The following is a 14,020-nucleotide window of genomic DNA, read 5'->3' on the forward strand; positions in this document are numbered from 1 at the left end:
GGCCATCGCGAGCAAGCTCGCTCCTACAACGGATTGCGCAAAATCCTGTAGGAGCGAGCTTGCTCGCGAAGCGCCCGTTATTCCGTAGCCGTGCTACCGACGAAAAATGGCCACCCCCGCAGCAAATTTATTTTTCAGGCGGCTTCGATGCTGATCCAGTAGCGGGTCAGGTAACGCACCTTGACCGGCAGCGCCGCACCGAGGTTTTCCAGCAGGGTGTCGGTGTCATCGACGGGGAAGGCGCCGGACAGGCGCAGGTCCGCCACCGCCTCGGCGCAGCGCACCACGCCGGACCGGTAGCGGCGCAGTTCGGCGACGAAGTCGGCCAGGCGCCACTCGATCACCGTGAGCATGCCCTGGGTCCAGGCGTCGGCCCCCGGCGCGGCGGCGCTCACCAGGGCCATGTACTGATGGTCGAAACGCACGCTCTGTCCGGCGTCCAGACGCAGGGCTTGTTGCGGTTGACCATGGGTGCGGATTTCCACCGCATGCTGCTGCACGCTGACCCGGCTGACGCCATCATCGCTGCGCACGCAGAAGCGGGTGCCGAGGGCGAGAACACGGCCTTCGGCGGTCTGCACGATGAACGGTCGGCCGCGTGGATCGCTGGCGGTCTGCACGCTGATTTCGCCGCGGTGCAGGCGCAGCAGGCGCTGTTGGTCGTCGTAGTCGATGTCCAGCGCGCTGTCGGTGTTGACCTGCAACTGGCTGCCGTCGGCCAGTTCGATCCGCCGCCGCTCGCCCTTGCCGGTGCGCACGCCGGCAAACAGGGCCTGGGCGGGAGCGCTGTCGTGCGCGACCCAGCCACTGGCACCGGCGGCCAACAGCAACGCCAGGGTCTTGAGCACCGCACGGCGGCGGGCGCGCACGCCGGCGAGGGTCGGCAAGGCGACTTCTACCGGCAATCGACCCATCTGCGCCTGGACCTTTTCCACCCGCGCCCAGGCGCGAGCGTTGGCCGGGTTCTGTCCCAGCCAGTCCTGCCAGGAACTGAGCAAGGCGTCGTTGGGCGTCCCGGCGTTGAGCCGCACGTACCAGTTGGCGGCGGCTTCGAGGGTGTGCAGTTCCAGTGGCGGGGCCATGTCAGTCGTCCGTGAGCAGCAGGCAGTGGGTCATGGCGCGGGCCAGATGTTTCTTCACGGTGTTCAGCGACACCCCGACGCGCTCGGCGGCGGCGCTGTAGCTCAGGCCTTCGAGCTGCACTGCGAGGAAAATCCGCCGGGTGCGCTCGCCGAGGCCGTCCAGCAGGGTGTCCACCGCCACCAGGGTTTCCAGGATCAGCACGCGGGTTTCCGGCGATTCGACCACCCGTTCCGGCCGCGCCGCCAGCTCGGCGAGGTACGCCTGTTCGACGGCGCGTCGGCGAAACTTGTCGATCATCAGGGCGTGGGCGATGGAGCCGAGGTAACTGCGCGGCTCGCGGATGCTCTGGGCATTGCGTGCGTTGAGCACGCGGATGAAGGTGTCCTGCGCCAGGTCGGCGGCATCGCTGGCATTGCCCAGGCGGGCGCGGAGCCAGTTTTTCAACCAGCCATTGTGTTCGCTGTAGAGGGCATGCAGGGCGGCGTGTTCGGAAGTGGACATGGCGAAGGAGAGAGGTAATTGATAATTAGTCGCAATATTGTGGTCTGTTGGTCGATTCTGCAAGCGGGCGCGCTTGACCCCGGTCGTACTCGGGCCAAGACTGCTTGACTGTTCCTTCGCATCGACTCGATTCAGGAGAACTCATGAGCAAGGCCATTTACGTTCAACCCGGCGGTGGTTACGACAAGGTCGGCGTCGGCAACAGCGACGCCGCAGCCCCGGCAGCGGGCGAGATCACCGTGCGCCTGCACGCCAACTCCCTCAACTACCACGACTTCGCAGTGGTCAGCGGCGCGTGGGGCCCGACCGCGCCGCGCATTCCCATGGCCGACGGCGCCGGCGAGGTGATCGCGGTGGGCGCGGGTGTCAGCGAGTTTGCCGTGGGCGATTCGGTGGTCAGCACCTTCTTCCCCGACTGGCTGGATGGCGAGCCGCTGGTGGAAGGTTTCGCCACGGTGCCGGGCGACGGCATCGACGGCTATGCGCGGGAAGTGGTGACCGCGCGGGCGACCTCGTTCACCCGCGCGCCCAAAGGCTTCAGCCACGCCGAGGCCTCGACCCTGACCACCGCCGGCCTGACCGCCTGGCGCGCGCTGATGGCCGATGATTCCCTCAAACCGGGCGACACGGTGCTGGTGCAAGGCACGGGCGGGGTGTCGATCTTCGCCCTGCAGTTCGCCAAGCTGGCCGGCGCGACGGTGATCGCCACCTCGTCCAGCGACGAAAAGCTGGAGCGCCTCAGGGCCCTTGGCGCCGACGAGGTCATCAACTACCGCAGCACGCCGAACTGGGGCGAGAAGGTGCGGGCGCTGACTGACAATCGCGGCGTCGATCATGTGATCGAAGTGGGCGGCCCGGCGACCCTGGAACAATCGATGACCGCCGTACGCATCGGCGGGCATATCTCGCTGATCGGCATCCTCACCGGGGTGGCGGGGCAGTTGCCGCTGGTCCAGGCGCTGGTGCGGCAGATCCGCCTGCAGGGCGTGCTGGTGGGCAGTCGTGCGCAGCAGCAGGCGATGATCCGCGCCATCGACGCCAACGGCCTGCGTCCGGTGATCGACAAGGCGTTCGAGCTGGAGCAGATCGTCGAGGCGTTCCGCTATCAGGAGAGCAACCAGCACTTCGGCAAGATCTGCCTGAATTTCTGAAGGCAGCCGGCCCGGGCGCAGGCCGACGTGCCTGTTACCGGGCGTCCTGCTCGAGGGCGTGCAATACGTCCCGGGCGAAAGCGGTCAGCTCGCGGTAGTCACCCTTGTCGTGGTGGCGGTCCAGGAAGAACCCGCGTAGCCCGAAGGCCCGCGGGCCGTCCCGGTCGCAACGCTGGGAGTCGCCCACCATCCAGCTGGTTTCACCGAGGGATGCCAGCCGTTCGCAGGTGGCCTGGTAGATCGCCTCGTCCGGTTTCATCACGCCCAATTCGCAACTGAACGCGTAGGCATCCAGCGTCGGATACAGGCGCTGGACCGCTTCGCAGTAAGGGCTGGCGAGGTTCGAGCAGACCGCCACGCGAATGCCCTGATCCTGCAGCAGCGCGACAGCCTGCACTCCATCGGCGTAGGCCTCGATGCTGGCCAGTTCATCGCTCAGCAACTGCTGCAGCGCGCTCAGCTGTTCACGGCTGACGTCGATCCCGAGGGTGTTGGCGGCTTCTTCCAGGGATAACGGAGTCTGCATCAGCCAGCGCGTGTCATCCGCCAGGGGCTTGCGGCCTTGCGCCTGGCCCAGCTTCAACAGGCGGCGATACGGATGTCGGGGGCGGCGGATATGCAGCAGGGTGCCAAAGGCATCGAAGATCACGGCGGGGTGCGGCATCGGCAGGTTCCGTGCGACAGGGAAGATGGCATTTGAACATCTTGTCGCGTTGCTGTGCAGCCGCGCCGGCAACAATCCGAATGAACCCCGACGCGTCTGGCACGCCTAACGTGAACAGCCAAACGGGAGACGTCTTATGGAACACGGCTACTTGTGGATCACCCTGGCGGTGCTGCTGGCGCTGCTGGAAATCTGGGCCATCAAGCGCATCATCGGCAGCACCGTGCGGGCCGAAAGCAAGATGATGTGGGTCCTCTTCGTGGTGTTCGTGCCGGTCATCGGACTGTTGGTCTGGGGCGTCAACGGCCCCAAATCCCGACCCGACGTGCCGCTGTCCAAGGAAGGCTGAGCGCCCTCCAGGCAGGCGAACCGCGTCAGGCCATCAACCGTTCCGACAACAGCACCACGGCGATGGCGATCATCGCCGCGCCGGATAGCCGGCTGACGTTTCGCGCCGCTGAAGGGCGGGTTTGCAGAACACTGCGCGCGCCGAAACCCACCATCAGGTAAATGATTGCGCAACTCACGGCGTGCAGCAGGCCGAGGGCGATGATCTGCACGGGCAGCGGCCAGTTGGACAGGGGATCGGTGAACTGTGGCAGCAACGCCAGGAACAGCAGGAACACCTTGGGATTCAGCCCGCTGACGCAAAAGCCCTTGATCGCCCAGCTCGACCAGGAGTCCGCCTTTTGCTCGCCGGCCTGCGGCGTCGACGGTTTCCACAGCATGTTGATGCCCATCCACAGCAGATACAGCGCGCCGGCGATGGTCATCACTGACAGCGCCAGCGGATTGCTCGCCAACAAGGCACCGGCCCCCGCCGCGACGATCACTGTCGCCAGCAAATGCCCGGAGAGCAGACCCGCCACCGCCGGCACCACCCAGCGCCCGCGAATGCCGGCGGAGATGGCGTAGGCCCAGTCCACACCGGGGGTAATCACGAACAACAACGACACCGCCCAGAACGCGGCCAGCACACTGACAGTCATTTGAGGCTCCAGCTTTTTCTTATGATAGGAAAGGCGAGCCGTGAGCCTCGCCGGGTTACCAGAAGAATAAGGAAGCTTGGTCAGGATTATCTTTCGTATATCCTGACGGTTCGCCAGTTGAGTGGAAGAACCTTCCAGATGGACCGCATTGACCGAAATATTCTTGCCGAGCTGCAACGTGATGGTCGGCAATCGCTTACCGAACTGGCCGATCGCGTCGGCTTGAGCTTGTCGCCATGCCACCGCCGGGTGCGGGCGCTGGAAGAGTCCGGGGTTATCCAGGGCTACCGCGCGTACCTGTCGCCCACCGAGCTGGGTTTGAGTTTCGCCGCGATCGTCTTCGTCACCTTGCGCGAGGGCCACCAGCAGGCGGTTCAGGATTTCGAAGCCGCCCTGCCGGAGATCCCGCAAATCCTCGAAGCGCAGCGCCTGTTCGGCGACCCGGATTACCTGCTGCGCATCGTCACCCGCGACCTGCCAGCGTTCCAGCAGCTCTACGACGAGCACCTGGCGCGGCTGCCCAATGTGCAGCGGCTGAGTTCGACGCTGGTGATGAAGCAGGTGATTCGGGATCGGCCGTTGCCGGTGTGAAAGGGAGGCGTACAGGTTAATGCCAGTCAGTTAGCGTTTTGGCGCCTATGTTGGGGCTGCTTTGCAGCCCTTCGCGAGCAAGCTCGCTCCCACAGGATCCTGGTCAAGGTGCAGGTTATGTGGGAGCGAGCTTGCTCGCGAAGGGCCGCAAAGCGGCCCCAATTGGTTTAACTGACTGGCATTAGGCGTACAGGTGGTGTTGCGTTCAAGGCCGGCCTTTTCGAACGCAGCGTGTTGTCAGCGGCAAAAGTGACACCACTGGCGACACTAACCCATCCCGGCGTAATGGACGTTTTCCGCGATGCCTATGTGGTCGAGTTCCTCGGCCTTCGCGGCGGGCATGTCGAGAGTGACCTGCATCGGGGATTGCTGCTGCGGCGCATTGAGCATCGCGCCAATCGAGCCTTTAGCGGCAATCCCTTTATGGCTGCTCCAGCCTCACACCTTGATCCCACACCAACCCAAACCGCCCCAGATACTTGCGCAACCGGTCCGCATCATTGGGCGTCTGTTTTGCCTGTCGTGAGACGGCGAACAACCGCCGTCCGGCCTCGGAAAGGCTGCGGGCCTGCTGGCACACCTCGATCACCGCCTGCAGTTGCACGCGATCGAACAGGTCGAGGTTGTCCAAGTCATCCCCCAGCAAGTCCCGCAACGGCTCGCGGGCGGGAGCGGAGCCCCAGGCGTGGCGCAGGCGGTCGATTTCTTCTTCGACCAGCGCTTGGTCGATCCGGCCACTGTCAGCTAGGGTCGCCATGCGCGTGATGGACGCGGACAGTTCGCGGAAGTTGCCGGCCCAGCGCGCTTCCGGCGAATGAGCGGACGCCAGGTAGTGGCGCCGCGCTTCAAGGTTGAACCGCACCAGTCGGCCCTGTTCCTGGGCATGCCGTTGCAGTTCGAAGTCGATGTTCGGTTCGATGTCTTCGCGCCGGCCCGCGAGCCCCGGCAGTTCGAATGTCCACAGGTTGATGCGGGCGTACAGGTCTTCGCGGAACAGGCCTTCGGCGACCCGTTCGCGCAGGTCGCGGTGGGTGCCGGCGATCAACTGGAAGTCGCTGCTGACTTCGCGGTCAGAACCCAGCGGGAAGAAGCGTTTTTCCTCGATGGCCTTGAGCAGCATGGCTTGTTCGTCCGCGCCCAGTTCGCCGATCTCGTCGAGGAACAACATGCCGCCATCCGCCGCGCGCAGCAGCCCTTCGCGGGCGTTCTGCGCGCCAGTGAAGGCGCCTTTGATATGGCCGAACAGCGCCGACATCGCGCCATCGCCGCGCAGCGTGGCGCAGTTGACCTCGACAAAGCGGCCCTGGAACTGATGCCGCGCCCGCTTGAGTTCGTAGATGCGCCGGGCCAGGAATGATTTGCCCGCGCCGGTCGGGCCGATCAGCAGCATGGGCGCGCGGGAGCGTCCGGCGACCCGCTCGATCTGCTCGATGGAGCGGTTGAACGCGGCGTTGCGCGTGGCGATGCCGGACTTGAGAAACAGCAGGCTTTCTTCGTGCTCGCGCCGAAAGCGCGAGGCGATGCGGTCGTAGCGCGACAGGTCGAGGTCGATGATCGCCATCCGGCCTTCGGGCTTCTGCTCTTCTTCCCGGCGCCGCGCGGGTGAGGTCTGCACCAGGCGGCCCGGCAGGTAACGCGCTTCGGTCAGCAGGAACCAGCAGATCTGCGCCACATGGGTGCCGGTGGTGATGTGCACGACGTAGTCTTCGTGCTCGGTGTCCACGGGGTAGGCGCTGACGAAATCATGCAGTGCGCCATACACCTCTTCGAAATCCCACGGGTCGCGCAGCCGCATCGGTTGCAGGCGGACTTCGGTCTGCGGCGACACTTCCCGCACATCGGCGGCAATGCGTTCGGCCAGGCCGGTGTCACGGGCGTCCATGCCGTGGATCAGCTCCAGGCGGTCGACCTGCAGTTCCGCCTGCTGGCACAGCCCCACGGTCGGCCGCCATTTCCCCCAGCGCGCGGCGCCCTTGCCGACACGGTCGAGGGTGGAGCCGAGGAATCCGATGGCGACTGTTTTCTTCGCTTTCATGAGTTATCCATAAAGATAAATAGCGATAGCAAAATATAAGAAAACATAGCTGCTTACTACGCTGGATTCGGCCTTTCTGTGTGGCGTACTTGTTTAAATTCTATTTAAATCAATAAGTTAATAATTTTTTGGCGCGCGAAAAATAAAGCTGGCACACCGCTCGCAATATCCTTCTCGACCATCGCTGATGCAGCCCACGGGTCGAGGTTCACAACCTCGCCGGTGCCCGAGCCCACCCTGGTGTCGGTGTCGTGCATGCCGCTGTATCGAAGTGGGGTCAATGCGATAGCTCAGTTGGTAGAGCAGTCACCTTCGGGTGATCGGCCGCAGGTTCGACTCCTGCTCGCAGTTCGATAGCTCAGTCGGTTAGAGCGGCCATCCCGGATGGCTTGTCGCGGGTTCGATTCCCGCTCGAACACTGCCCTGTTAAGGCAGCTACTCATCACTGCAACACCCGCCGGTGTGGCGCAGGGAAAAGCGTCGCCAGCCCATGTGGCCGGCAACGTCAGACCCAATGCCAGCGCCGACCCGCCCGGTCCGCTGATCGGGCCCGCGACAAGACAGGCTTCGGCTGGAGGATCCGGCCACAGGGACAGGATGTCCGTATGCCCCGTCTCTTGCGGGCTTCATCGGCGATACCCGGCGGGCCGGCGAACACCGGCACCCTGGATGACGAAATCAGAGAAGGAAAACAGATTATGAAAATGCTCAAGCGCTTTACCGTGAAGAAGAACGAACGTGGCCTGCTGTACTCGGAGGGCGACTTTCTCGCCATCCTCGAGCCGGGCACCCACCGCCATTTCGACTTTCACAACCGCCTGAGCGTGGAGACGTTCAGCCTCAATGCGCCGCTGTTCGAGCACCGTCTGGCCGGTTACCTGCGCCAGTCCGAGCCGGCGCTGGTGGAGCAGTACTTCACCCGCATGGATGTCGGCAGCGACGAGGTCGGTCTGCGTTACGAAGAGGACTGGCTGGTGGAAATCCTCCCGCCCGGCAGCCGCCAGTTGTATTGGAAAGGCCAGGCCGGACAGCGTCTGGAACGGCAGGATTTCAGCCAGGATTACCGGCTGGATGCCGCGCTGGTGGCACGGCTGAGCCAGTCGAACCTGCGGGGTCGGACCCTGGCAGGATTGGACGCGGTGTTGATGGTGCAGGTGCCGGCGTACCAGGTCGGCGTGCTGAAAGTCGACGGCGTGGTGCTGGAACTGCTGCCCGCGGGGCAGTACGGTTTTTGGCGTTACAACCGTCAGGTCAGCGTGGAACTGATCGACACCCGGATTCAGGCGCTGGAAGTCAGCGGCCAGGAAATCCTCACCCGCGACAAGGTGAGCCTGCGCCTTAACCTGATCGCCAACTGGCGTTACGGCGATGTACTGACGGCTTTCTCGCAACTGAGCAAGCCACAGGAACACCTGTACCGCGAGCTGCAATTCGGCCTGCGGGCGGCGGTGGGAACCCGTAGCCTCGACGAGTTGCTGGAGAACAAGCAACTGATCGACGAGGCGGTGAACGCCCACCTCGCGGCGCGGTTGGCGGACAGCGGAATCGAGGTCACCGGGTTGGGCGTGCGCGACATCATCTTGCCTGGCGAGATGAAGACCCTGCTGGCCCAGGTGGTGGAGGCGGAAAAGTCGGCCCAGGCCAACGTGATCCGCCGCCGCGAAGAAACCTCGGCGACCCGCTCGCTGTTGAACACGGCGAAGGTGATGGAAGACAACCCTGTCGCCCTGCGTCTCAAGGAGCTGGAAACCCTGGAACGGGTGGCCGAGCGGATCGACCGGATTTCGGTGTTCGGCGGCCTGGATCAGGTATTGAATGGATTGGTAACGCTGAAGCAGGCCTGAGCCAGGCCTGCCGGCAATGACGGAACACGATGATGAAAGACGCAACCTATCAACTGCTGGAAGTCGCCAACGGCAAGCCGGTGAAAGCCTGGATCGAAGGCGTGCCGCTGGAGCCCGATGCGCGCCAGCAACTGCTGAACACGGCGCGCATGCCGTTTATCTTCAAACACATGGCGGTGATGCCGGACGTGCACCTGGGCAAGGGCTCGACCATTGGCAGCGTGATCCCCACCAAGGGCGCGATCATCCCCGCGGCGGTGGGCGTGGATATCGGCTGCGGCATGATCGCCGCGCGCACCTCGCTGGTGGCGGCGGACCTGCCGGATAACCTGTTCGGCCTGCGCAGCGCCATCGAGAAGGCCGTGCCCCACGGCAAGACCTTCGGGCGCCGCGACCAGGGCGCCTGGGAGCACGTGCCGAACGCGGCCGACCAGGCCTGGTCGGCGATGGCCGGGCGCTTCAAGGCGATCACCGACAAGTACCCGAAGCTGGAGAAGACCAACAACCGTGCCCACCTGGGCACGCTCGGCGGAGGCAACCACTTCATCGAGGTCTGCCTGGATGAAGTGAATCGGGTCTGGTTCATGCTGCACAGCGGTTCGCGCGGAGTGGGCAATGCCATCGGCAACCTGTTCATCGAGCTGGCCCAGGCGGATATGCGTCAGCACATCGCCAACTTGCCGGACCGCAGCCTGGCCTATTTCGAGGAAGGCAGCCGGCATTACGACGACTATGTCGAGGCGGTGGGCTGGGCCCAGGACTTCGCCCGGCAGAACCGCGAGTTGATGATGCAGGCGGTGATTGCTACGGCGCGACAGGTGATCCGCAAGCCGTTCGAGGCCAACCTCGAAGCGGTGAACTGTCACCACAACTATGTGCAGAAAGAGCAGCACTTCGGCGAAGAAATACTGGTGACCCGCAAGGGCGCGGTGTCGGCGCAGAAGGGTCAGCTCGGGATCATTCCGGGCTCGATGGGGGCGAAGAGTTTCATCGTCCGCGGGCTGGGCAACGAAGAGGCGTTCTGCTCCTGCAGTCATGGCGCCGGCCGCACCATGAGCCGGACCCAGGCGAAGAAGCAGTTCACCGTCGAGGACCAGAAACGCGCCACCGCCCACGTCGAATGCCGCAAGGACAAGGACGTGATCGACGAGATCCCGATGGCCTACAAGGACATCGACGCGGTGATGCATGCCCAGCGTGAGCTGGTGGAAGTGGTGCACACGCTGCGGCAGGTGGTGTGTGTGAAGGGGTAGGGAGAACACCGAGATGAACAGAGAAGAGCGACATCCATTGCCCGCCGCGATGCGCGAGCGGGTGCTGGAAGAACTGCGGCGGGTCGAGCGCGAGCAGCAGGTGCGTGTGTTGTATGCCTGCGAGTCTGGCAGCCGCGCCTGGGGCTTCGCGTCGCCGGACAGCGATTACGATGTGCGCTTCGTCTATGTGCATCAGCCGGACTGGTATCTGCGCGTGGAAGAGCCGCGCGATGTGCTGGAGCGTCCGCTGACCGACGAACTCGACCTCAGTGGCTGGGAACTGCGCAAAGCTCTGCGCTTGTTGCGCAAGTCCAACCCGACCTTGCTGGAGTGGCTGGATTCGCCGCTGGTCTATCGCCAGGACGAAGCCGCGAGCAGGCGCTTGCGCGAGCTGGCGCTGGAGTTCCATTCGCCAGCGGCGGTGCGGGCGCACTATCTGGCAATGGCGCGGAACAACTACCGCGCGTTTCTGCGCGGCGATGAAGTGCGTTACAAGAAGTACTTCTACGTCTTGCGACCGCTGTTGGCGGTGCGCTGGATAGACCAGGGACTGGGCGTACCGCCGATGGTATTTGAGGAACTGCTGGCGGCAACCCTCGATGACCCGGTCCAGCGCGCGGAGATCAATGAACTGCTGCGCCTCAAGCGGCAGGTCGGAGAGGCCGCGTATGGCCCGGTCCGCCCGGTGTTGCAGCATCTGGTGGAAACCGAGCTGCTCCGAGCCGAGAGCATGAGCGCTCCGCGCACGCATACGGGAGACGTGTCGAAGCTGGATGCGTTTCTGCGGGAGTGTGTGAGCGCAATGGCCGTTTGATCGGAAAGGCACGGGTTTGCACCGGTGCCTTTTTCGTCTGTCACGGGCTGCGGCTTATCCGAGCATCCACTTGAAACTCCATAAGGCCCCCATACCCACCGCCAGCGTCAGCAGGGTATTGCGCGTTTTCCAGGCCACGGCCGCGGCGATGATGGCCGCAGGAATTTGCGCATTGGCGAGTACGAAATCGCCGTGTCCTTCGGGGTACATCACTGCGGGCAGCACCAGGGCAGCCAGGACGCTCGCCGGCACATAGGCCAGCGCCCGGCTCACCAGCGGCGGTATGCGCAGTTGTCCATACAGCTCGATAAACGACAGGCGCATGGCGAACGTGCCAACGCCCACCGCCACGAACAGTCCCCACAACGCCAGGTCGCTCATGGATGTTCCCCTTTTGCCTGGAGCGTCATGTCGGGTGATTTGCGGCGCAGCCGTTCGATCAGCAGGCCGGCGCTGATACCGCCGAGGGAGGCGGTGACCAGCCCGAGGTTGTAGGGCAGGTCCACCGCCAGCACCGCGAGCACGCCGCCGGTGATCGCCGCGCCAAGGCTTGGCAGGCTGCGTATGCCGGGCACTAGTAGCGCGAGGAACGACAGCGGAATGGCAAAGCCCAGCGACCAGCTTTCCGGAATGCTCGCGCCCAGGTAGACCCCCGCGATGACCGACAGATTCCACGCCAGCCACATGGCCACGGCGGTACCGGCGTAGTAGTGGTGAGCGAACCTGCCGAGTTCGCCGCTGCTCAGCTTGAGGGTGCAGAGTGCGTAGGACTGGTCGGAGAGCATGTAGGACAGCGGCCACTTCCAGCGGCGTGGCAGCGTGTGTTGATGCGGAGCGAGCGAGGCGCTGTACATGATGAAGCGCAGGTTGATGATCAGCGCCGTCACGACAATGGCCAACGGCAGCACGCCATTGTGGATAAGTTGCAGCGCGACCATCTGGGCGGAGCCGGAGTAGAACAGCAGGGTCATGCCGATGGCCATGCCGGGCGACATGCCCATCTTGATCGCCATGACGCCGGTGACCAGGCCAAAGGGAATGACGCCGGGGATCAGCGGGATCAGTGCGCGGGTACCTTGCAGGAAGGCTTCCCGACCTGTGCGCAGCGGCATGTCAGGTCCTCGTTGTTATTGTCATATGGCGATACAGTGTAGGGCCCCGGCCCGCCGCGCTGAACCGACTTATTGTTCGAGAAACCAGGCACTTTTTGTTATGACCAAGCGCTCGCAGCCTGACCAGTCCCTGATTGCCATGCCGTCGTTCAAAGCCATGCGTTCCTTTGTGGCCGCGGCCAAGTACCGCAATTTCACCCGTGCCGCCGAAGCGCTATGTGTCACCCAGGCCGCGATCAGCCGGCAGATTCGCGATCTGGAAACCCATCTCGGGACGGAGTTGTTCGTCCGTTCGGGCCGCGAAGTGATGCTCACGCCATCGGGTGCGGCGTTGTTCGATGCGGCGCAACTGTCGTTGCTCAATATCTTCCAGGCCACCGAGCGTATTCGACGGCAGAAGAGCGACAAGCGCACTTTGACGCTGTGCTGCTCGCCGGCGATGTCGACGCTCTGGCTGTCACGCCGGATGCACAGCTTCTTCAGCGCGAACCCCGATCTGGACGTGAACATCATCACTACTCAGCATTTCCTGGCGCTGGAGCCGGGAGTCGATCCGGACATTTTCGTCACCAAGATTTTCGATCTGCGCCCTGGCTACCTGCGTACGCCGCTGTTTCACGAGGTGGTGTATCCGGTGTGTTCGCCCGGTTACCTGAATGCCCATCCCGAGTTGAAAACGCTGGAGGGTATTCGTAACAGCGTGCTGCTGGACCTCAACCCCTATGGTCGCGCCCAGTTGGCCGAGCATGTCGACTGGGATGCCTGGTTTGCCTTGCAGGCGCGGGACTGGCCGCTCGCCGCCTCAGAGCATTCGCATTACTTCACTAGCAATGACTACGGTCTGGTGGTGCAGATGGCGCTCGATGGGCAAGGCGTGGCGCTGGGCTGGGATCACCTGGTGCGGGATCTGGTGCGCGAAGGGCGTCTGATACGGCCAGTAGCCGAGGAGCTGACCCTCAGCGAGGCGTTGCAGTATCTGATCATCAAGGAAGAAAAGGCTGACGACCCGGCGTGCTTGCGGTTGAAGGCCTGGCTGATCGCACAGTTCGCCTGACGGGCGAATTGGCAAGGAAACCGCCCGGCCAGGCGGGCGGTTTTCCGAGGCTCAGAAGTGCGCCTTGACCAACAAGCTGATAGCGCTCTGGTTGGTGCCGCCGAGGATTTCCTCACCCAGGTAGCTGTTGTCGCTGATCCCGTACTTGTCGCTCCAGTAGTCGTACTCCACGCCCACGTAGAACTTCTCGCCCCAGCCCATGGCCTTGGCCAGGTCGTATTTGATCTGCGGGTTGAAGTGGAAGTTGGCGTGATAGCTCTTGTCGTTGTCGACGACCCAGTCGATGAAGCCGTCGATCACTACGTTGGAGTTGCCGACCGGAACGGTGTAGCTCCACACCGGGGTGATCTGCCAGACGTTCTTGCCGTCGCGCTTGCCATCAGGGGTACGCAGGTAGGTGTTGAGCTGGAAGTAATCGAAACCGGGAATGTTCAGGTCCACGGCCGGGCCGATCAGGTAGGCGTCGACATCGTCTTCGCCGAACTCGTAGGTCGCGGCGATCAGCACGTCCTTGATCGGGCCGAACGACAGGTTGGCGCCGCTGATCTTGCCGAGGGACAGGCGCGGGCTGATCTCGCCATAGAAGCTGTGGCCGTCGCCGGCACCGTTGGTGGCTTCGGTGTTGTATTTGATGCCGTCGACGAAGACGAACAGGTCACCAAAGCTCCAGCCGCTGGCGTGTTCGAAGGTCACGGTCTGCTGCTTGGGCGGGTCGATCTTGAAGTCGACGCCATTGAGGTAGGTGAGGCTGTTGTCCTGCCACAGCAGAAGGTCGCCGGCCATGGCCTGACCGGTTGCCAGCAGACCGCTCGCCAGCAGCAGGGAAGTGGTGGTGCGAGTCATCGAAAGCTCCTGATTTTTGTGTTGTTCAAGCGTTGAACCTGTCGTGTTGGTCAGGCTTTTAATGAGAGAGCAAGAACGGCGCCAAT

The 14,020-nt window shown here is 63.6% G+C and carries 16 protein-coding genes and 1 tRNA gene; 8 read left to right on the top strand and 9 right to left on the bottom strand.

The window, feature by feature from the left end; all coding sequences use genetic code 11:
- Window positions 1-134 precede the first annotated feature (134 nt).
- Together HWV67_RS15825 and HWV67_RS15830 are read right to left on the bottom strand one after the other, a co-directional pair.
- Window positions 135-1,082: a FecR domain-containing protein gene (locus tag HWV67_RS15825; protein ID WP_175651958.1), complete on the bottom strand. Its 948-nt coding sequence runs from the start codon at window positions 1,080-1,082 to the stop codon at window positions 135-137.
- 1 nt (window position 1,083) lies between these two features.
- Window positions 1,084-1,584 (bottom strand): sigma-70 family RNA polymerase sigma factor, encoded by a 501-nt coding sequence (locus HWV67_RS15830; RefSeq protein ID WP_175651959.1) that lies wholly within the window; start codon window positions 1,582-1,584, stop codon window positions 1,084-1,086.
- Window positions 1,585-1,727: 143 nt separating this feature from the next.
- Between HWV67_RS15830 and HWV67_RS15835 the strand changes: the two genes are divergently transcribed.
- Window positions 1,728-2,735, top strand: a complete 1,008-nt coding sequence (locus HWV67_RS15835) for a zinc-dependent alcohol dehydrogenase family protein (RefSeq protein ID WP_175651960.1) — start codon at window positions 1,728-1,730, stop codon at window positions 2,733-2,735.
- A 34-nt stretch (window positions 2,736-2,769) separates the two neighbouring features.
- On the opposite strand, the gene HWV67_RS15840 is transcribed toward HWV67_RS15835, so the two are convergent.
- Window positions 2,770-3,399 carry an HAD family hydrolase gene (locus HWV67_RS15840; protein WP_175651961.1) on the bottom strand — a complete coding sequence of 210 codons (630 nt, stop codon included), beginning with the start codon at window positions 3,397-3,399 and terminating at the stop codon, window positions 2,770-2,772.
- A 136-nt stretch (window positions 3,400-3,535) separates the two neighbouring features.
- On the opposite strand from HWV67_RS15840, the gene HWV67_RS15845 reads away from it, so the two are divergent.
- On the top strand, window positions 3,536-3,748 hold the full coding sequence (locus tag HWV67_RS15845) for a PLD nuclease N-terminal domain-containing protein (RefSeq protein ID WP_175651962.1): 213 nt from the start codon (window positions 3,536-3,538) through the stop codon (window positions 3,746-3,748).
- Between the two features lie 25 nt (window positions 3,749-3,773).
- Here the strand turns inward: HWV67_RS15845 and HWV67_RS15850 are convergent, their stop codons facing one another.
- Window positions 3,774-4,388, bottom strand: a complete 615-nt coding sequence (locus HWV67_RS15850) for a LysE family translocator (RefSeq protein WP_095159970.1) — start codon at window positions 4,386-4,388, stop codon at window positions 3,774-3,776.
- Between the two features lie 138 nt (window positions 4,389-4,526).
- Here HWV67_RS15850 and HWV67_RS15855 point away from each other — a divergent pair, with 138 nt between their 5' ends.
- Window positions 4,527-4,979: an Lrp/AsnC family transcriptional regulator gene (locus tag HWV67_RS15855; protein ID WP_095159969.1), complete on the top strand. Its 453-nt coding sequence runs from the start codon at window positions 4,527-4,529 to the stop codon at window positions 4,977-4,979.
- A 421-nt stretch (window positions 4,980-5,400) separates the two neighbouring features.
- On the opposite strand, the gene rtcR is transcribed toward HWV67_RS15855, so the two are convergent.
- Window positions 5,401-7,014, bottom strand: coding sequence for an RNA repair transcriptional activator RtcR (rtcR, locus tag HWV67_RS15860; RefSeq protein ID WP_175651963.1), 1,614 nt, complete (start codon window positions 7,012-7,014; stop codon window positions 5,401-5,403).
- 104 nt (window positions 7,015-7,118) lie between these two features.
- A complete protein-coding gene (locus tag HWV67_RS15865) occupies window positions 7,119-7,271 on the bottom strand; it encodes a hypothetical protein (protein WP_175651964.1) in 153 nt (50 codons plus the stop codon).
- 22 nt (window positions 7,272-7,293) lie between these two features.
- Here HWV67_RS15865 and HWV67_RS15870 point away from each other — a divergent pair.
- The 4 genes from HWV67_RS15870 (at window position 7,294) to HWV67_RS15885 (ending at window position 10,925) form a co-directional block, all read left to right on the top strand.
- Window positions 7,294-7,362, top strand: a tRNA-OTHER gene (locus tag HWV67_RS15870).
- Between the two features lie 350 nt (window positions 7,363-7,712).
- Window positions 7,713-8,858 carry a slipin family protein gene (locus HWV67_RS15875; protein ID WP_175651965.1) on the top strand — a complete coding sequence of 382 codons (1,146 nt, stop codon included), beginning with the start codon at window positions 7,713-7,715 and terminating at the stop codon, window positions 8,856-8,858.
- 32 nt (window positions 8,859-8,890) lie between these two features.
- Window positions 8,891-10,111: an RtcB family protein gene (locus tag HWV67_RS15880; protein ID WP_175651966.1), complete on the top strand. Its 1,221-nt coding sequence runs from the start codon at window positions 8,891-8,893 to the stop codon at window positions 10,109-10,111.
- 13 nt (window positions 10,112-10,124) lie between these two features.
- Window positions 10,125-10,925 (top strand): nucleotidyltransferase domain-containing protein, encoded by an 801-nt coding sequence (locus tag HWV67_RS15885; protein ID WP_175651967.1) that lies wholly within the window; start codon window positions 10,125-10,127, stop codon window positions 10,923-10,925.
- A gap of 54 nt (window positions 10,926-10,979) precedes the next feature.
- Here HWV67_RS15885 and HWV67_RS15890 read toward each other — a convergent pair whose 3' ends face one another.
- Together HWV67_RS15890 and HWV67_RS15895 are read right to left on the bottom strand one after the other, a co-directional pair.
- Window positions 10,980-11,306 carry an AzlD domain-containing protein gene (locus HWV67_RS15890; RefSeq protein ID WP_175651968.1) on the bottom strand — a complete coding sequence of 109 codons (327 nt, stop codon included), beginning with the start codon at window positions 11,304-11,306 and terminating at the stop codon, window positions 10,980-10,982.
- Window positions 11,303-12,037, bottom strand: a complete 735-nt coding sequence (locus tag HWV67_RS15895) for an AzlC family ABC transporter permease (protein ID WP_110968984.1) — start codon at window positions 12,035-12,037, stop codon at window positions 11,303-11,305. The genes HWV67_RS15890 and HWV67_RS15895 overlap by 4 nt, the downstream gene beginning before the upstream one ends.
- Window positions 12,038-12,137: 100 nt before the next feature.
- Here HWV67_RS15895 and HWV67_RS15900 point away from each other — a divergent pair, with 100 nt between their 5' ends.
- Complete coding sequence (locus HWV67_RS15900) at window positions 12,138-13,091, top strand: LysR family transcriptional regulator (protein ID WP_175651969.1); 954 nt, start codon at window positions 12,138-12,140, stop codon at window positions 13,089-13,091.
- A 51-nt stretch (window positions 13,092-13,142) separates the two neighbouring features.
- On the opposite strand, the gene HWV67_RS15905 is transcribed toward HWV67_RS15900, so the two are convergent.
- Complete coding sequence (locus HWV67_RS15905; protein ID WP_175651970.1) at window positions 13,143-13,934, bottom strand: outer membrane protein OmpK; 792 nt, start codon at window positions 13,932-13,934, stop codon at window positions 13,143-13,145.
- Window positions 13,935-14,020: the final 86 nt, after the last annotated feature.

The sequence above is a fragment of the Pseudomonas sp. Marseille-P9899 genome (assembly GCF_903166565.1).
GTDB lineage: Bacteria > Pseudomonadota > Gammaproteobacteria > Pseudomonadales > Pseudomonadaceae > Aquipseudomonas > Aquipseudomonas huaxiensis.